At 72.8% G+C, this 15,755-nt stretch carries 19 protein-coding genes; 8 read left to right on the forward strand and 11 right to left on the reverse strand.

The annotated features are described in order from the left end of the window. Positions 1-54 precede the first annotated feature (54 nt). The 5 genes from LOK46_RS10030 to LOK46_RS10050 form a co-directional block, all read right to left on the reverse strand. Positions 55-354: a PilZ domain-containing protein gene (locus LOK46_RS10030; protein WP_273563627.1), complete on the reverse strand. Its 300-nt coding sequence runs from the start codon at positions 352-354 to the stop codon at positions 55-57. A gap of 242 nt (positions 355-596) precedes the next feature. After that, positions 597-779 (reverse strand): hypothetical protein, encoded by a 183-nt coding sequence (locus LOK46_RS10035; RefSeq protein ID WP_273563628.1) that lies wholly within the window; start codon positions 777-779, stop codon positions 597-599. A 285-nt stretch (positions 780-1,064) separates the two neighbouring features. Beyond that, the gene (locus LOK46_RS10040; RefSeq protein ID WP_273563629.1) at positions 1,065-1,439 is read right to left on the reverse strand and encodes a hypothetical protein; all 375 of its coding nucleotides are present in this window, start codon (positions 1,437-1,439) and stop codon (positions 1,065-1,067) included. Positions 1,440-1,562: 123 nt separating this feature from the next. Continuing rightward, positions 1,563-1,838, reverse strand: a complete 276-nt coding sequence (locus LOK46_RS10045) for a hypothetical protein (protein ID WP_012318895.1) — start codon at positions 1,836-1,838, stop codon at positions 1,563-1,565. A 257-nt stretch (positions 1,839-2,095) separates the two neighbouring features. Continuing rightward, the gene (locus tag LOK46_RS10050) at positions 2,096-2,563 is read right to left on the reverse strand and encodes a MucR family transcriptional regulator (RefSeq protein WP_273563630.1); all 468 of its coding nucleotides are present in this window, start codon (positions 2,561-2,563) and stop codon (positions 2,096-2,098) included. Positions 2,564-2,887: 324 nt separating this feature from the next. Between LOK46_RS10050 and LOK46_RS10055 the strand changes: the two genes are divergently transcribed. From LOK46_RS10055 to LOK46_RS10075, 5 genes are all read left to right on the forward strand, one after another. Further along, positions 2,888-3,088: a hypothetical protein gene (locus LOK46_RS10055; RefSeq protein WP_331316575.1), complete on the forward strand. Its 201-nt coding sequence runs from the start codon at positions 2,888-2,890 to the stop codon at positions 3,086-3,088. A gap of 34 nt (positions 3,089-3,122) precedes the next feature. Continuing rightward, positions 3,123-3,308, forward strand: coding sequence for a hypothetical protein (locus LOK46_RS10060; RefSeq protein WP_012318898.1), 186 nt, complete (start codon positions 3,123-3,125; stop codon positions 3,306-3,308). Positions 3,309-3,360: 52 nt separating this feature from the next. Beyond that, on the forward strand, positions 3,361-3,615 hold the full coding sequence (locus LOK46_RS10065) for a hypothetical protein (protein ID WP_012318899.1): 255 nt from the start codon (positions 3,361-3,363) through the stop codon (positions 3,613-3,615). Positions 3,616-3,756: 141 nt separating this feature from the next. Further along, complete coding sequence (locus LOK46_RS10070) at positions 3,757-3,990, forward strand: DUF6894 family protein (RefSeq protein ID WP_273563631.1); 234 nt, start codon at positions 3,757-3,759, stop codon at positions 3,988-3,990. Between the two features lie 84 nt (positions 3,991-4,074). Beyond that, complete coding sequence (locus LOK46_RS10075) at positions 4,075-4,500, forward strand: hypothetical protein (protein WP_273563632.1); 426 nt, start codon at positions 4,075-4,077, stop codon at positions 4,498-4,500. A 17-nt stretch (positions 4,501-4,517) separates the two neighbouring features. Here the strand turns inward: LOK46_RS10075 and LOK46_RS10080 are convergent, their stop codons facing one another. Together LOK46_RS10080 and thrS are read right to left on the reverse strand one after the other, a co-directional pair. After that, positions 4,518-5,540, reverse strand: a complete 1,023-nt coding sequence (locus tag LOK46_RS10080) for a sensor domain-containing diguanylate cyclase (RefSeq protein WP_273563633.1) — start codon at positions 5,538-5,540, stop codon at positions 4,518-4,520. Positions 5,541-5,816: 276 nt separating this feature from the next. Further along, on the reverse strand, positions 5,817-7,844 hold the full coding sequence (thrS, locus tag LOK46_RS10085) for a threonine--tRNA ligase (protein ID WP_273563634.1): 2,028 nt from the start codon (positions 7,842-7,844) through the stop codon (positions 5,817-5,819). Positions 7,845-8,506: 662 nt separating this feature from the next. Between thrS and LOK46_RS10090 the strand changes: the two genes are divergently transcribed. Further along, a complete protein-coding gene (locus LOK46_RS10090; protein ID WP_273563635.1) occupies positions 8,507-9,412 on the forward strand; it encodes an NAD(P)-dependent oxidoreductase in 906 nt (301 codons plus the stop codon). Positions 9,413-9,459: 47 nt separating this feature from the next. On the opposite strand, the gene LOK46_RS10095 is transcribed toward LOK46_RS10090, so the two are convergent. From LOK46_RS10095 to LOK46_RS10105, 3 genes are all read right to left on the reverse strand, one after another. Then, complete coding sequence (locus LOK46_RS10095) at positions 9,460-9,696, reverse strand: DUF6894 family protein (RefSeq protein WP_273563636.1); 237 nt, start codon at positions 9,694-9,696, stop codon at positions 9,460-9,462. A gap of 72 nt (positions 9,697-9,768) precedes the next feature. Then, positions 9,769-11,691: an ABCB family ABC transporter ATP-binding protein/permease gene (locus tag LOK46_RS10100; protein ID WP_273563637.1), complete on the reverse strand. Its 1,923-nt coding sequence runs from the start codon at positions 11,689-11,691 to the stop codon at positions 9,769-9,771. A gap of 87 nt (positions 11,692-11,778) precedes the next feature. Then, complete coding sequence (locus tag LOK46_RS10105) at positions 11,779-11,973, reverse strand: DUF1127 domain-containing protein (protein WP_273563638.1); 195 nt, start codon at positions 11,971-11,973, stop codon at positions 11,779-11,781. A gap of 104 nt (positions 11,974-12,077) precedes the next feature. Between LOK46_RS10105 and LOK46_RS10110 the strand changes: the two genes are divergently transcribed. After that, complete coding sequence (locus LOK46_RS10110; RefSeq protein ID WP_273563639.1) at positions 12,078-13,412, forward strand: aminotransferase-like domain-containing protein; 1,335 nt, start codon at positions 12,078-12,080, stop codon at positions 13,410-13,412. A 10-nt stretch (positions 13,413-13,422) separates the two neighbouring features. Here the strand turns inward: LOK46_RS10110 and LOK46_RS10115 are convergent, their stop codons facing one another. Further along, positions 13,423-14,886, reverse strand: coding sequence for a LysM peptidoglycan-binding domain-containing protein (locus LOK46_RS10115; RefSeq protein WP_273564576.1), 1,464 nt, complete (start codon positions 14,884-14,886; stop codon positions 13,423-13,425). Between the two features lie 226 nt (positions 14,887-15,112). On the opposite strand from LOK46_RS10115, the gene LOK46_RS10120 reads away from it, so the two are divergent. After that, positions 15,113-15,709 carry a TIGR00730 family Rossman fold protein gene (locus LOK46_RS10120; protein WP_273563640.1) on the forward strand — a complete coding sequence of 199 codons (597 nt, stop codon included), beginning with the start codon at positions 15,113-15,115 and terminating at the stop codon, positions 15,707-15,709. Positions 15,710-15,755: the final 46 nt, after the last annotated feature.

The raw sequence follows: 15,755 nt of genomic DNA on the forward strand, positions 1-15,755 counted from the left end.
TCTGTCGGTGAGCGTGGTCGTGCCGAGCGCCGGATGATCCGCCGGAGGCGCCCGTCAGCTCGGTTCGAGTTCGCGCCAGAGAGTCACGCGGCCCGACCGCGCCGTTTCGGGGATGTCGGTCGTGGCGCCGATCTCCTCCGCCTTCCGCCAGATCGCGCGGCAGACGAGGATCTCGCTGCTCGCGTCGATGCTGAGGATGAAGCTGTCCGGCACGATCTCGGCATCCGGAAGCGCGACCCGCACGCCGCCGGCGGACCGGTCGTAGACGATGCAGGGCAAGCTTCGATGCTCGTCGACCGAGATGCTGCCGGTCTCGTTGAGAAGCGTGCGTGGAGCGCTGCGTCGTTCGAACATCACCGCCTCGAGAACCTCTGCCCGACAGGATCGGTCACCCGGGTTCAAGCGGGGTTTGCGAAATGCCTCGAATTGTCGGGATGCCCGCGTCCCTGTGAATTCTGCGCTCTTTATGCGGGTTCGGCCGAGTACCGGATGCGCAGAGCTTCGCCGCCCGCCGAGCGGCGGGGGCAGCGAATCCGAGGAACCGGGGCGGCCTCGGTCGGGTCGCCCGGCGGCTCGAGGCCTGCCCCAGGATCGACCTACCCGGTCACGACCTCGACGAGGGTGGTGAGGAAGCCCAGCGCGACCGCGCCGATGCCGCCCATGAAGGCGGCGTCCCACCCGGCGAACTCCCGCGACTGGGGTGCGCGCAGGAAGGCGAACAGTGTGACCGCGGCCCCGCAGATGACGAGAGCGAGGGCCAGGAGAATCGGACGAGACATGGCGTTTCCCTATGCGCCGGTCTCGCGGCCCTTGAGGGCTCTTGTAAACGGACGAGTGCGACCGGCTTGATCTGTTCAGGCTCTTCCGTCGTCAAAACATGACAGACGAAGACGCGGTGAACAAGACGCTCATCTGTTCTGCACTGCGGAACATCCGCCGCAAGGCCGCCTTCGTCCGATCTGGACGCGGGACTCGCGGCACGCGCGCCGCCGGAGTCGCCATTCTCGAGGGATGCCGGCCGACTGAACCGCCCGGACCGGCCCGGGAGACGGGATCCGACGGGATCAGTCGATGAAGACCCGGACGCCGTCCGTGTTCAGGATGTCGCGCTGGTCGGCGCACCACTGCTCCGCTCCGACCGCGGCGATCTCGTCCGCGACCCGCCGGCCCTCCTCGGCGATGGCGTTCCGGGCTCGCGGGTGGCCGAGGGACACGTCGAGGGCTCGGCGCACCGTGCGGGACAGACCCTCGGAAACCGTGTCGTCGATGGTGTAGAGCTTGCGGCAGTACAGGACGATACCGGCCTGCGCGCCGACGATCCGCACGAGCCCCTGAATCGTCTCGGTGCGCTTGGTGTCGTCCGTCTCCTCGGCAGCGCGGGCCGCGCCCGGCAGGACGGCCGTGGCCAGGAGGGCGGCGAGCAGCAGAGCGCGAGTCATCCGGGGCATTCCTTCGGTCCGAGGCTGGACCCGACTCTGGAACGCCGCACCGGGCGGACCGTGCCACCCCTCACCGCAGCGCGCGGGGCCGGCCTCGCGGGCGCGCCCGTCAGCTCCGGTCGGTCACTTCCGGGCGGCCATCAGGTCGTGGGTCAGGACGGTCAGCTTGCCGATCAGGTTGCTGATATCGGAGCCCTTGCAGGACCATTGCGTGCCGATCGCCTCGCCGTCCGCCGAGACGGAGACCACCGCCACCGAGCGCAGCCGGCCCTCGCGGGCCAGTGCCAGCTGGTCCTGCAACACGGCGATGATCGACGCGGTGTCCTCGTCCACGACCGCGGGCGCGATATGCGCCGGGAACGGCACGACCGAACTCGTCATCGTCTGCTCTCGCTTCATCTCGCCGAACCCTTCGGTAGCATCCTCGGGCTCCGGCGTGCGCATCAGCTTTGTGCAGAGTGTGGCAGCTTGTCCGTGTCGCGCGATGTCCTGGGCGTGTGTGGCGAGGATGCAACGATCTCGGCGCGGTTTCGGGCCACGCGGCGGTCGGCTCCCGCGCTCCGGGAGGGGCCGGCCGCGGCCGCGCGACGCGCCGGGCTCCGCGACGCGTCGTTGCGAGGGTGCCCCGGGCGGGGCACCCTCGGGGGTCTTCATCCTCAGGCGGCCTTGCGGCCCTTGCGCTCGCGCTCGGCCATGGCGCCGGGCTGGCCTAGGCCGATCGCCTTGGCGAGGGCGGAGCGCTGCTCGGCGTAGCTCGGAGCGACCATCGGGTAGTCGGCCGGCAGGCCGTAGCGATCGCGGTAGCTGCGCGGGTCCAGGCCGTGGCTGGTCAGGTGACGCTTCAGCGTCTTGTAGGTCTTGCCGTCGATGAAGCTGACGATCCCGTCGTGCCGGACCGACTTGCGGATCTGGGCCGCGCTCGGCTTCTCGACCTCGGCCTCCGGAGCCGCCCCGATCTCCGCCGTCAGAGTCCCGGTGACGAGCCCGCTGATCGCGCCGTGCACCCGCGCGATCAGCGCCGGCAGCTCCGCGGCCGGCACCGGATTGTTCGACACGTAGGCGGCGACGATATCGCCCGCCAGCTCGATGAAGTTGGAGTTGGGCCCTGTGGTTTCTTCTGTCACTGCAAGATTCCTGGTGTGCCCCTCGCCCGGGATCTGCTACTTTTGAGCACTGAATGCAAGTTACAAAAGCGTTGGTTGGCCGCATCCGGTGCATGATTGGGGTGCCCGCCGCGGAGAGCGGACAGCTATTTCTGGCGATTTGCGGCGGAGTATTTCCGGGCGCCTCCCGAGGCAGCTTATCGACTGCGGTAGAGTTTCCACTCTGCGGAACGACCAGAACGTGCATCTGGCGGCCGCGACGCCGATGCGCCCCGGCCGGCAGCGTGTTTCGCCGTCATCCGCGGTGACGCGCCGGCCCGGGCGTGGCATGGCCCGACCATGCTGATGCTCGCCCTTCTCGTCGCCCTGCTGGCCGTCGTGGTCGCCATGTTCGTCCTGCGGCGGTGGACCGGGCGTCTGGCCTCGCTCGCGACGCTGCTGGCCGGGGCGATCATGGTCCTCTGGCTCGCCGAGGTCGGGCTGCTTCCCGGAACGCAGGGGCCGTTGACGGCGTATCGCCCCCTCGTGCCCGGACTCGACCGGTAACGGTCCGGTAAGTGTACCGGGCGGAGCATGGAGCATGCCCACGCTCTCCGCCCCGCGCCTGCTCACGTTCCTGGTATCGGCCGTGCTGATCGGCCTCGCCGTCGCCAGCCTGTACACGCGCATCCCGATGGTCGGAAAAACCGTCGTGGCGCACCGGCAATGGTTCTTCATCGGCGCCTACGCCCTGCTCGCCCTCGGGGTGACCACCCGCAGCCTGTAGCGGACCGCGCCGCGGCCCGTTCGCGACCGCTCGCCGCGCCGAGGAGGCCGGAATGACCCTGAAGACCACCTACCTCGTGCAGCCGTTCGAGCTGCACCGGAACCGCCTGCGCCCCGCCCGCCAGGAGCCCGCGCAGAGCGAGTTCGGCGCCCTCAAGAAGGCGGAGGCGCTGGCCGCCCGCATGCCGGGCGCCGCGGCCCTCAAGGTCGTGGCCGACGACGAGACCGGGGAGCTCGAGGGCGTCACCATCCTCGGCCAGTTCGGGACCGTTCCGGACGATTTCGCCGAGAGCCTGCTGGGGAGCTGACGCCGCCCGCTTGGCCCGCCTTACAACCGGCCGCCTCTGGGGGTGCGACACGGGCGACCTCGGATTGCGGCCCTCGGGAAACTACGTAGAAACAGCGGAGATTGATCCTTGCGAGCTCCGGCGCTCGCTGAGCTCGCATCCGTGCCCCGCTATTTCATCGACCTCCACGACGGCGCCAACCTGGTTCGCGACCGCGACGGCTTCGATCTTCCGGATCTCGCCGCGGCGCGGGCGCAGGCGGTGCGCATCCTGACCCGGCTCGCGCAGGGCCTGACCGATCCGATGGAGCGGCAGGATTACGTGATCGCCGTGCGCGACGCGCAGGGCGCGGTCCGCCTGCGCCTGCGGCTCTCCTACGATGTCGAGGGCGGCTGACGGCGCGGCCGGCGCGCGGAGCGGGAAAGTCCGGCGCCCGGGCGCGTTGACGACGGCCGGCGCACCGGAAGGCCAGGAGATCGCATGCGACGTCCAACAGGTTTGACCGCCCCGCTCGCGGCGGCGCTGCTGCTGCTCGGTCCCGGCGGACAGGCGGTGGCGCAGACCGCGCCGCCCCCGCCGGCTGGCTTCGCCGCGGCGACGGCCGACAACGCCGCGCTGCTGACGGTCTTCCTGCGCCACGACCAGTCCCGCCCGCTGGCGGAGCTGAACGCGCAGCTCGCCAAGCAGGGCTTCTACAAGGCCTTCCCGCCGCCGGGCATCGAGGTCGTCTCCTGGAACGTCGTCATGGGGATCGGGCAGATCATCGTCCTGCGGCTGCCCGCGTCCCGCCTGCGCGAGGTCAACCGCGTCCTCGAGGACACGGCCTGGGGGGCCTACCGCACCGAGTTCTTCCCGACCTACGATTACAGGGCCGTGGGCCTCGCGGAGCACGAGAAGGCGCGCTGAGCGCCGTCCCGGCCGCCTCAGGCCGGCGCCGCGTTCGAGGCCGCGCCGCCCCGATCCGCCGGCCCGGGACCCAGCGCGTCGTCCCACAGGTACGGATGGCCGAGGCGCTTGGCCGCGTACATCGCCGCGTCGGCCCGCTCCGCCAGGGCCTGCGCCCGGGTGGCGTGCAGGGGCGCGCAGGCCACGCCGATCGCCGCGCCGATGCGGATCGGCGACCCGGTCCCGAGATCGTAGGGCTCGGCGAGGCGGGCTTGGAGCCGCAGGGCGAAGCCGAGGGCCGGCGCCGGCGCCGCGTCGCCGAGCAGGATGGTGAACTCGTCGCCCCCGAGCCGCGCGGCGCAATCGCCCGCGCCCAGCGCCGCCCGCAGGCGCTCGGCCAGCTGCCGCAGGAGCGCGTCGCCCACCGCGTGCCCGTGGCGGTCGTTCACCGGCTTGAAGCCGTCGAGGTCGAGGCACAGCAGCGCGCAGGGCGCGCCGTCGAGGTCGGCCAGGGTCCGGTCGAGCCGGGCCGCGAAGAGGTTGCGGTTCGGCAGGCCGGTCAGCGGGTCGTGGTGGGCCATGTAGCGCAGGAGGGACTCCGCCCGGCGGCGCTCGGTCACGTCCTCCCACAGGGCGGTCCAGCCGCCGCCGGCCTGCGGGTGCAGGGTGATCGCGACCTGGCGCCCGTCCGTGAGCGTCTGCACCACGGCGTCGGTCGCGCCCCGGGCGAGGAGCCGCCGGCGCGCCGCCCAGAGGCCGCAGGGATCCCGGTCGGCCGGGAGGGCCCCCGCCGCGCTCGCCGCGCCCACCGCCCGGGCGTGCATGCCGGGCCGGACCCGGCTCGCGGGCGGGCCGAACAGGCGCCGGAACCCGTCGCTCACGAACAGCAGCCGGTCGGCGGAATCGAACAGGCACAGGCCGTGCGGCAGCGAATCCAGCGCCTGAACGATGCCGGGTCCGAGCTTGCGCCCGCGGCCGAGCCCGTCCTGGCGCCGGTCGCAGGCCACCTGCCGGTGGCGCCGCGCCAGCCTCGTCGCCGCCCTGCCCGCCTCCGCCGCCATGGCCGGTCCCCCGAAGCGCCCGACAGCGTCGTCGGGCGATTGCCGGAACGTGCCGGCCCGGAAATTAGTCTCCGATCTTCATAGAATGGGATTCCTTTCGCCAACCTTGACGAAAGTCGTGCGCGTTGAGCGATCCGTGCCGAGATTGACCATCCGCAAGTTGCGAGCGCGATCCCGGCGCGCGAACTCTGTCGGTCGACGCGTCGACGCGGTCGATTCGCTCCGTCGTCCCGGCGCCGCCGCGCGGCCCCGGGACGCGGTCTTCCGGAGGCGCCGTCAGGGCGCGTCGTGCCGGTCGTGATGGCCGTCGAGCACCGTGTCGCTGGTCGGGACCGTCGCGGCGACCGCCTCGGCGCGGCGGATGTCGGGCGCGGTCGCCTCCTCCACGAAGGCCGCCACGGCCTCGGTCAGCGGCAGCGTGCGGGTCTGCTGGCTGCCGAGCCGCCGGATCGAGACCGTCCGCTCCTCCGCCTCGCGGCGGCCGAGCGCCAGCAGCACTGGCACCTTGGCGAGCGAGTGCTCGCGGACCTTGTAGTTGATCTTCTCGTTGCGCAGATCCGCCTCGACCCGCAGGCCCGCGCGCTCCAGGGTGCGGATGACGTCCCGGGCGTAGGGATCGGCCTCGCCGGTGATCGTCGCCACCACCACCTGGACCGGCGCCAGCCACAGGGGGAAGTGCCCGGCGAAGTGCTCGATCAGGATGCCGGTGAAGCGCTCCATCGAGCCGCAGATGGCCCGGTGGACCATCACGGGCGGCTTCCGGGCGCCGTCGGCGTCGATGTAGAAGGCGCCGAACCGCTCGGGCAGGTTGAAGTCCACCTGCGTGGTCCCGCACTGCCAGTCGCGGCCGATGGCGTCGCGCAGCACGTACTCGAATTTGGGCCCGTAGAACGCGCCCTCCCCCGGGTTGACCGCCGTCTTGATCCGGCCGGCCGACTGCTCCTCGATCTGCGCGAGGACCCGGGTCATCACGTCCTCGGCGTGGTCCCAGAGGGCGTCGGAGCCGACGCGCTTCTCGGGCCGCGTCGAGAGCTTCACGACGATCTGGTCGAATCCGAAATCCGCGTAGGTCGAGAGGATCAGGTCGTTGATCTTCAGGCACTCGTCGGCGAGCTGGTCCTCGGTGCAGAAGACGTGGGCGTCGTCCTGCGTGAAGCCGCGCACGCGCATCAGCCCGTGCATGGCGCCGGACGGCTCGTAGCGGTGCACGATCCCGAACTCCGCCATGCGCAGGGGCAGGTCGCGGTAGGATTTCAGCCCGTGCTTGAAGATCTGCACGTGGCCGGGGCAGTTCATCGGCTTGAGGGCGAACCAGCGCTTGTCCTCGGCCTCCTCGCCCGCGGACTGCGCGGCGAACATGTTCTCCCGGTACCAGCCCCAGTGGCCGGAGGTCTCCCACAGGGCCTTGTCGAGGATCTGCGGCGCGTTCACCTCGGCGTAGTCGCCGCGCAGGCGCCGGCGCATGTAGGCGATCAGCTCCTGGAAGATCGTCCAGCCCTTGGCGTGCCAGAAGACGACGCCCGGCCCCTCCTCCTGGAAGTGGAACAGGTCCATCTCGCGGCCGAGCCGGCGGTGGTCGCGGCGCTCGGCCTCTTCCAGCCGGTGCAGGTAATCGTCGAGGTCGGCCTGGGCAGCCCAGGCCGTCCCGTAGATGCGGGTCAGCATCGGGTTGTTCGAGTCGCCGCGCCAGTAGGCCCCCGCGACCTTCATCAGCTTGAAGGCGGTGCCGACCTTGGCCGTCGAGGTCATGTGCGGGCCGCGGCAGAGGTCGAACCACTCGCCCTGGCGGTAGATCTTCAGGTCCTCGCCCGGCGGGATCGCGTCGACCAGCTCGACCTTGAAGCCCTCGCCCTTGCCGGCGAACAGCGCCCGCACGTCCTCGCGCTTCCAGACTTCCTTGGTGAACGGAGCATCGCGCGAAATAATCTCGCGCATCTTCGCCTCGATCTTCGGGAAGTCCTCGGGCGTGAACGGGGTCTCGCGGTGGAAGTCGTAGTAGAAGCCGTTCTCGATCACCGGGCCGATCGTGACCTGCGTCTCCGGCCAGAGCGCCTGCACGGCCTCGGCCAGCACGTGCGCGCAGTCGTGGCGGATCAGCTCCAGGCTGCGCGGGTCGGTGCGGTCCAGGAACTCGATGCGGGCATCGCGGTCGATCGGGTCGTCGAGGTCGGCGACCGTGCCGTCGAGCGCCATGGCGACGGTGCGCTTGGCCAGCGACTTGGCGATGCCCTCGACCACGGCCCGGCCGGTCGTGCCGGCGGCGATCTCCCGCGTGTTGCCGTCGGGGAAGGTGAGAATCGGCATGGTACGAGCGTCTCCGGGCTCAGTCCTGCATACGGGGCAGGTAAGCGGTTTCGAGGGAGCGGCCGTGTAGACCGATTTCCCGGGCGAGGGAACAACGGCGCGGCGCAACTTCACGCATCCCTGCCCCCCGCCCGCCGTTCCGGTGCGCGCCATCGTCCCCGCGCGCCGTGCGGCGCCGGGGGCATGGCCCGGGACGCGAGCACGAGGGACGCGGGACGCCGCGGGATCGCTCACGGGACGCCGCGGACAGGAAGTGCAAAATAGGAAAGACGGTCACGATCGGAAGGCCGCGGGTCGTCTCGGCGCGTGAGTGCGAGACGCCGGTCCCCTCTCCCGTGCGGGAGAGGGACAGGGTGAGGGATCAGGCCTGCCCGGACGTGGCTCGACGCCGACGCACGGCGATGGTCGGCCCGATCCGGATCCGTCGTATCCCTCACCCCAGCCCTCTCCCGCACGGGAGAGGGGGCACGGCGCGGATGTCCCGATCGGGGACGCCCGCCGTCCTGACCGCCGCAGCACGATCGGGAGCGGCCCCGGGATGACGCGCCTCTCCCCAATGTTGGGGCCGGGGCTGGAAGACGGCCCCGTCCGGCGACATGCTGGCGCGGCGCCTCCTCGACACAGACAGGGGGCGCCCGGACACTCGGAACGGGGACACCCGCATGGCTGCGCGCATCGCCCTCCTCGGCCTCGGCGCGATGGGGCATCCCATCGCCCGCAACCTCGCGGCCAAGCGGGCCTCCGGCGCCGAGACGCTCGTCGCGATCGATACCGACCCGGCGCGCCTCGCCGGTCTCGACGCGCCGGGCCTCGTCGCCACCACCGATCCCCGCCAAGCCGCCGGCGCCGAGGTGCTGTTCCTGTGCCTGCCGAACGGCGACGCGGTCGAGGCGGCCCTCCTCGGGACCGGTGCCCTGGCGGAGCGCCTCGCCCCGGGGGCGGTCGCGGTCGATCTCAGCACGATCGCGCACGCCCAGGCCCTGGCGATCGGCCGCGCGATGGCGGCGACCGGGCGCGCCTTCGTCGACGCGCCCGTCTCCGGCGCGCCGGCCGGCGCCGAGGCCGGGACGCTCACCGTGATGTGCGGCGGCGAGGCCGGGGCGGTCGCGCGGGTGCGCCCGCTCCTGGAGCGGATCGGCACGACAATCCTGCACATGGGCCCGGCCGGGTCCGGCCAGCTCACCAAGACGATCAACAACGTGCTGTACGACATCAACATCGCGGCGCTCGCCGAGGTGCTGCCGATGGCCGTCGCCATGGGGCTCGACCCGGACCAGGTCGCCCAGGTGGTCACCACGGGCACGAGCCGGAGCTACGCCGCCCAGTACTTCGTGCCGCGCATCCTCCGGGGACAGTTCGACGAGGGCTACCCGATGGGGGCGGCCTACAAGGACCTCGTCGCCGCCGCGGCGGTCGCGGCGGAGAACGGCTTCCCGATGCCGGTCACCGCGGCCGCCACCGCCACCTACCAGACCGCCCTGCGCCAGGGCCACGGCGACCGGGACAAGGGCGCCATGGTGCTGCCGTTCGAGGACCTGCTCGGGGTCCGGGTGCGGTCGCGGCCGTAGGGGCCATCGGGCGGTCGTTCCCGACCGTCCCGCCCGCGCCCTGGAGCTTACGGCAGCTCGAGCACGTCCTTCAGCGGCACCACCGCCAGGACCTGCCCCGACGCGTCGGCGATCTCGAAGGACTGCCCGGCCAGCACCGCGCCGTCGACCTGCTGGATCTCCAGCAGCGCCCGGGCGGAGCGCTCCGCCTCGGTGCGGGCGGCGTCGAGGTCGGGCAGGTCGGAGCCGTCGAGGTCCTCGACCAGCCACTGACCGTCCCGGATGTGCAGGTAGAAGTGCGGCATAACCGCAGAACCGCGCTTACCGCCTCCGGTTGCGTCCCGCCCGGATTGCGCTCTCCACGTGTGGCCTTTCGGTCACTCCGCGGCCGCGGTCTCCGGCACGGCGGCGTGGCCCTGCCGGGGCGGCAGCACCGGCGCGTCGGCGCGCTGGAGCACCTCCAGGGCGGCGTCGGCCTCCCGCTGGCGGTCCCACAGCGCCGCGTAGACGCCCCCGGCCTCCAGCAGCGCGGCGTGGGTGCCGCGCTCGACGATGCGGCCGTGGTCGAGGACCAGGATCGCGTCGGCGTTGACCACCGTCGACAGCCGGTGGGCGATCACCAGGGTGGTCCGGCCGCGGCTGACCCGGTCGAGCGCCGCCTGGATCTCGGCCTCCGTGAAGGAGTCGAGCGCCGAGGTCGCCTCGTCGAGGACCAGGATCGGCGGCGCCTTGAGGATCGTGCGGGCGATGGCGACCCGCTGCTTCTCGCCGCCCGAGAGCTTCAGGCCGCGCTCGCCCACCGGGGTGTCGTAGCCCTCCGGCAGCCCCGAGACGAAGCGGTCGATCTGGGCGAGGCGGGCCGCCTCCCGCAGCTCCGCCTCGGTGGCGTCGGCCCGGCCGTAGCGGATGTTGTAGCCGATCGTGTCGTTGAACAGCACCGTGTCCTGCGGGACCATGCCGATCGCCGCCCGGAGCGTCGCCTGCGTCACCGCGGCGATGTCCTGCCCGTCGACGCTGATCCGGCCCCCCTGCGGCTCGTAGAACCGGAACAGCAGGCGCGAGAGCGTCGACTTTCCGGCGCCCGAGGGCCCCACCACCGCCACGGTCTGGCCCGCCGGGATCTCGAAGGTGACGCCGCGCAGGATCGGCCGCTCGGGATTGTAGGCGAAGCGCACGTCCTCGAACCGCACCGTGCCGCCCGCCACGGCGAGCGGGGCGGCGCTCGGCCGGTCGGCGATCTCGGGGTTCTGCCCGAGGATGCGGAACATGTCGTCGATGTCGATCAGCGCCTGTTTGATCTCGCGGTAGATCATGCCCATGAAGTTCAGGGGCATCGAGAGCTGCACCAGCATGGTGTTGGCCAGCACGAAGCCGCCGATCGTCGTGCGCCCGGCCAGGATGTCGCGCGCCGCGAGCCACATCACCACGGTCATGCCCAGGGTGAAGATCACCGCCTGCCCGGCGTTGAGCACCGCCAGCGACACGTAGGTCTGGGTCGAGGCCTTCTCGTACTTGGCCATCGACTCGTCGTAGCGGGCGGCCTCGCGGCGCTCCGCGCCGAAGTACTTCACCGTCTCGTAGTTGAGCAGCGAGTCGACCGCCTTGGTGTTGGCGTCCGTATCCGACGCGTTCATCCGGCGGCGGATCGCGATCCGCCACTCGGTCGCCTTGTAGGTGAAGGCCAGGTAGGCCGCGACCGTCAGGAAGGCGGTCGCCGCGTAGGTCCAGCTGAACTCGTAGGCCAGCACGCCGAGCACCAGCACGAACTCGACGATGGTCGGCACCAGGGTCAGCACCATCAGGCGCGACAGCTCCTCGATGCCGGCGCGGCCGCGCTCCAGCACCCGGGTCAGGCCGCCGGTCTTGCGCTCCAGGTGGAAGCGCAGGGACAGGCGGTGCATGTGCTCGAAGGTCTGGAGCGCCAGCCGCCGCACCGCGTGCATCGCCACCTTGGCGAACAGCCCGTCGCGCACCTGGGTCAGCGCCGACATGGCGATCCGCGAGACGCCGTAGAGGGCGATCAGCAGCATCGGCGCGGCGAGCAGCCCCGTGGGCACGGGCTCGTCCTTGCCGCCGACCGCGGCGACCAGCGCGTCGGTGATCCACTTGAAGGTGAACGGCGTCACCATGGTCACGAGCTTGGCGGCGAGCAGCAGCCCGAAGGCCAGGAAGACCCGGCGCTGCAGGTCGGGCCGGCCGTGGGGCCAGAGATGCGGCCAGAGCCGCCGGTAGGTGGCGATCAGGCCGGGGCGCTCGGCCGGGATCGGCGTCCCGGCCGCGGGCGCGGTGTGGTCGGTCATGAAGGGTTCTGCGGGGCGGGATGTCCTGGCCCCGCATATAGGCCCGCTGCCGCGCGGGAGCACCCGCGCTGCGTGCAGGCCCCCGTCTCACGCCCGCCAGAACGGCTTCGCGACCTCGGCGCGCAGGTCCCAGGGCTCGAGGCCGGCATCCCGGGCCTGGTCGGGGTGGAGCGCCGCCAGGGCGCGGCGGGTGCGGATCCGCTGCAGCCACGTGCCGAGCAGGGACGGGTGCGCGCTCGGACGAGCGGCGGCGGGCGACGAGGACAGGGTGACGGCTTGCATCGCAGACGATCCGGTGGCGGGAATGCAGTCCGGCCGGGATTGCAGGCGGAGCATTGATCCGATACAAACCTCGGATCAATCGAAACATTGACCTCGGAGCAATTATGCGGCCCGCGGATTACCGCTCCGTCGCGGACGCCATCGCGGCCGACATCGCGGCGGGCCGGCTCCGCCCCGGCGCGCGGCTGCCGCCGCAGCGCGACTTCGCCTACGCGCGGGGCATCGCGGTCTCGACGGCCAGCCGCGTCTACGCCGAGCTGGCCCGACGGGGGCTCGTGACCGGCGAGGTCGGGCGCGGCACCTACGTCCGCAGCGAGCCGGGGCGCGCCGGATTGCTCCGCCCGGAGCCGCCCCCGGCCGCCCTCGACCTGCAGCGGACCCACTCGCGCCTGCCCGAGCAGGAGGCCGTCCTGGCGGAGACCCTGGCGGCGCTCGCCCGCGACGACGGCCAGATCGGCTTCAACCAGTACGGGCCCGCGGGCACGCCGTCGGCGCAGGCGATCGCCGCCGGGTTCCTGGCCCGGGAGGGCTACGCCCCCGATCCCGCCGACATCCTGTTCACCGGCAACGGCCGGCAGGCGCTGGCCGCCGCCCTGGCGGCCCTGGCGGCGCCCGGCGAGCGGATCGGCTGCGAGCCCCTGACCTATCCGGGGGTGAAGGGCATCGCGGCGCGGCTCGGGATCACGCTGATCCCGCTCGCCATGGACGCGGAGGGCGTCTGCCCCGAGGCGCTGCTCCAAGCCCACCGGACGACCCCGCTGAGCGGCGTCTATCTCCAGCCGACCCTGCACAACCCCCTCGGCGCCACGATGGGGCCGGCGCGCCGGGCCGCCCTGGCGGAGGTGCTGGAGCGGACCGGGCTCACCGCCGTCGAGGACGCGGTCTACAGCTTCCTGGCCGCGGCGCCGCCGCTCGCCGGCCTGGCGCCGGACCGGGTGATCTTCGTGGACAGCCTGTCGAAGCGGGTGATGCCGGCGCTGACGGTCGGCCTGATCGCCGCGCCGCCGGCGCTCACCGACCGGCTCGCCGCCTCCGTCCGCCAGGGCGCCTGGACGGTGCTCGGCCTGTCGCTCGCGGCCGGCATGCACTGGATGGCGGGCGGCTCGGCGGCGGCTCTGGCCGCGGCCAAGCGCCGGGACGCGGCGGCCCGGCAGGCGCTCGCCCGGGCCGCACTCGCCGACCTGCGGGTCGTGGGCGATCCGCAGGCCTACCATCTTTGGTTGGAACTTCCCGAGACGTGGCGGGCCGAGGCCTACGCGGCCGCGGCCCTGCGCCAGGGCATCGCCCTCCTCCCGGCCTCGTCCTTCGCGGTCCATCCCGGCCACGCGCCGAACGCGGTGCGCCTCGCCCTGGCCTCGCCGTCGCGGGAGGAGCTCGACCGGGCGCTGCGCGGCCTGCGCCGCCTGGCCTTCGCGGGCGACGATCAGGTGGTGGAGTAGGCGCGGCCGCTCAGCCGCGCTTGTCGGTGGGCAGCACGAAGATCTGGCCCGGGTAGATCAGGTCCGGATCGCGGATCTGGTTCTGATTGGCGTCGTAGATCACCGTGTAGCGCTCGCCGCGGCCGTAGGTGCGCTGGCTGATCCGCCAGAGGTTGTCGCCGCGGGTGATCCGGGCGGTGCTGATCTCGGGCACGAACACCGCGCCCACCCGGTCCGGCTCCGCCATGTCGGCCATCTGGGGATTCGAGATGGCGGCCGGGGGCGAGGCTGCCGCCGGCCGGTCCCGCCCGGCACCGTCGCGCGCGGCCTGATCGCGCCCGCCGCTCTGAGCGGGTGACGGTGCGGGCTCGGCGGTCTCCCGGGCGGCGACCTGCGTCGGCTCCGGCACCGACAGGGGGACCGCCGCGCGGCTGGCGACCTTGCCGGTGGCCGGATCGACCTGATCGATCCGCACCTGATACTGCCCGGGCTTGATCCCGCGCCCGATCGTGAAGGTCGCCCGGCCGTCCGGCCCGATGCTGCCGGGGGCGATCAGCGTGTCGTTGAGGTAGAGCTGGATCCGCGCCCCCGGCGCGCCGGTGGCCGTCACGAACAGGCGGCCGTTGCCCTGCACGTCCACGCTGGCGATCCGGGTTGATCCCGATCCTGATCCCGATCCCGCGGCATCGCGGGTCTCCCCGCTCCCGGCCGGCCGCCCGGCCGGCACCGCGTCGGCGGCCCTGGTGCCCGGCGCGGTGCGGGTGCTGGGGTCGGTCCCGGATCCGGGGCCGCCCTTCGCGTCGGCGGTCGCGCCGGGCTGCGACAGCACGACGGTCGCGGCGTCCGGGGCGGTCAGGGCCACGAGGGGCTGGCGGTCCCGGCCGGGCGCCACGTCCACCGCGACGCTCTGCTGCGACTCGGTCGCGCGACCGTCCGCACCGGTCATGCGCAGGCGGAGGGTGCTGGCGCCCGCCGGCAGGGCCGGCGGCACGATCGCGAACTGGCCGTTGGCGTCGGCCTTCGCCCGGGCCACGGGCTTGCCGTCGACCAGCATCTCGATGGCGGCGTCCGGCGCGCCGCGGCCGGCCACCACGGCGTCGCCGTTCGGCTCGACCCGGACGATGTCGAAGCGCGGCGCCTCGGCCGCCTCCGGCAGGCGCGCGTCCTGGCCCGGACCGACCTGCGGCGCCCCGGCGGTGCCGGCGCGGGGGTCCTGCGGGAGCGCCGCCACGGGGCCCGTCCCCGGCGCCGGGCTCGCCCGGCCCGGCTTGTCGTCGCGGAAGTCGATCGTCGGGTCGGCGCGGCCGGCCAGGGCGCCCGGATCGGCGAGGCTGCGCAGGCCGCCGCTGGGCACCGACGACGCGGACGTCTCGGGACCGGCGCGGCCGGTGAGCCGCCGCAGGGAGTCGCCGCCGAACAGCGCCAGCACGAGTCCCAGTCCGCCGAGAAGGCCGGCGAGCGCCAGGGCGAGACTACGCCGCACCTGTCTCGACATCGCCACGAAGGCCTCCCCGCATCCTGCCACCGCCCGGCGGGCGGCCATCCGCCCGCGCGAAAACCGTCGACGGCGCCGCCCATAATACCGTACATGGTCCCCACACCAAGCCGTCCTGCCGCCCAGGCGGGTGAATCCCACGCGAATTCAGCAGTTTGGCACGTGGAGTGCCGGGCGCGGGGCGCGTTCTGGACGGCTCGCAACGGACGCGCGAGGAGGACGCCGGATGGCTCCGGTGAGGACAGTCTGTGTCTATTGCGGCTCCGGCTTCGGCCGCGACCCGGCCTTCCGCGAGGCCGCCGAGATCCTCGGGACCGCGGTCGCGCAGGCCGGGATGGGCCTCGTCTACGGTGGCGGCGATGTCGGTCTGATGGGCACGGTGGCGCGGGCGGCGCTCGCCGCCGGCGGACACGTCACCGGCATCATCCCGGACTTCCTCCAGGCGCGCGAGCACATGCTGGCGGACATCCAGGAGACCGTGGTTGTGTCCGACATGCACACCCGCAAGCGCCTGATGTTCGAGCGCTCGGACGCGTTCGTGACCCTGCCGGGCGGCATCGGCACCCTGGAGGAGCTGGTCGAGCAGCTGACCTGGGCGCAGCTCGGGCGCCACCGGAAGCCGGTGGTGCTGGTCTCGGTGGCGGAGTTCTGGGCGCCGCTGCTGGCCCTGTTCGAGCACATGCGCGGCCACGGCTTCATCCGCGAGGGCCTCGACCTGAGCTACCTCGTCGCCCGGGAGGCGGCCGAGGTGGTGCCGCTGCTCCGCGCGGCCGGCCACGAGCCGGACCCGAAGGCCGAGAGCATCGTCCAGCAGCGCATGTAGGTGCGTGCCGTCGCGGATCCCGGACGGGCGCGGGGTCCGGCCCGCC

This window comes from Methylobacterium sp. NMS14P (genome assembly GCF_028583545.1).
Taxonomy (GTDB): domain Bacteria; phylum Pseudomonadota; class Alphaproteobacteria; order Rhizobiales; family Beijerinckiaceae; genus Methylobacterium.

Coding starts and splice junctions, on each gene's coding strand:
- LOK46_RS10090 (WP_273563635.1), top strand. CDS start 8,507: ATGGCTGCGCGCATCGCCCTCCTCGGCCTCGGCGCGATGGGGCATCCC.
- LOK46_RS10105 (WP_273563638.1), bottom strand. CDS start 11,973: ATGCAAGCCGTCACCCTGTCCTCGTCGCCCGCCGCCGCTCGTCCGAGC.
- LOK46_RS10100 (WP_273563637.1), bottom strand. CDS start 11,691: ATGACCGACCACACCGCGCCCGCGGCCGGGACGCCGATCCCGGCCGAG.
- LOK46_RS10115 (WP_273564576.1), bottom strand. CDS start 14,886: ATGTCGAGACAGGTGCGGCGTAGTCTCGCCCTGGCGCTCGCCGGCCTT.
- LOK46_RS10035 (WP_273563628.1), bottom strand. CDS start 779: ATGTCTCGTCCGATTCTCCTGGCCCTCGCTCTCGTCATCTGCGGGGCC.
- LOK46_RS10110 (WP_273563639.1), top strand. CDS start 12,078: ATGCGGCCCGCGGATTACCGCTCCGTCGCGGACGCCATCGCGGCCGAC.
- LOK46_RS10120 (WP_273563640.1), top strand. CDS start 15,113: ATGGCTCCGGTGAGGACAGTCTGTGTCTATTGCGGCTCCGGCTTCGGC.
- LOK46_RS10095 (WP_273563636.1), bottom strand. CDS start 9,696: ATGCCGCACTTCTACCTGCACATCCGGGACGGTCAGTGGCTGGTCGAG.
- LOK46_RS10065 (WP_012318899.1), top strand. CDS start 3,361: ATGACCCTGAAGACCACCTACCTCGTGCAGCCGTTCGAGCTGCACCGG.
- LOK46_RS10045 (WP_012318895.1), bottom strand. CDS start 1,838: ATGAAGCGAGAGCAGACGATGACGAGTTCGGTCGTGCCGTTCCCGGCG.
- LOK46_RS10030 (WP_273563627.1), bottom strand. CDS start 354: ATGTTCGAACGACGCAGCGCTCCACGCACGCTTCTCAACGAGACCGGC.
- LOK46_RS10075 (WP_273563632.1), top strand. CDS start 4,075: ATGCGACGTCCAACAGGTTTGACCGCCCCGCTCGCGGCGGCGCTGCTG.
- LOK46_RS10055 (WP_331316575.1), top strand. CDS start 2,888: ATGCTCGCCCTTCTCGTCGCCCTGCTGGCCGTCGTGGTCGCCATGTTC.
- LOK46_RS10080 (WP_273563633.1), bottom strand. CDS start 5,540: ATGGCGGCGGAGGCGGGCAGGGCGGCGACGAGGCTGGCGCGGCGCCAC.
- LOK46_RS10060 (WP_012318898.1), top strand. CDS start 3,123: ATGCCCACGCTCTCCGCCCCGCGCCTGCTCACGTTCCTGGTATCGGCC.
- thrS (WP_273563634.1), bottom strand. CDS start 7,844: ATGCCGATTCTCACCTTCCCCGACGGCAACACGCGGGAGATCGCCGCC.
- LOK46_RS10040 (WP_273563629.1), bottom strand. CDS start 1,439: ATGACTCGCGCTCTGCTGCTCGCCGCCCTCCTGGCCACGGCCGTCCTG.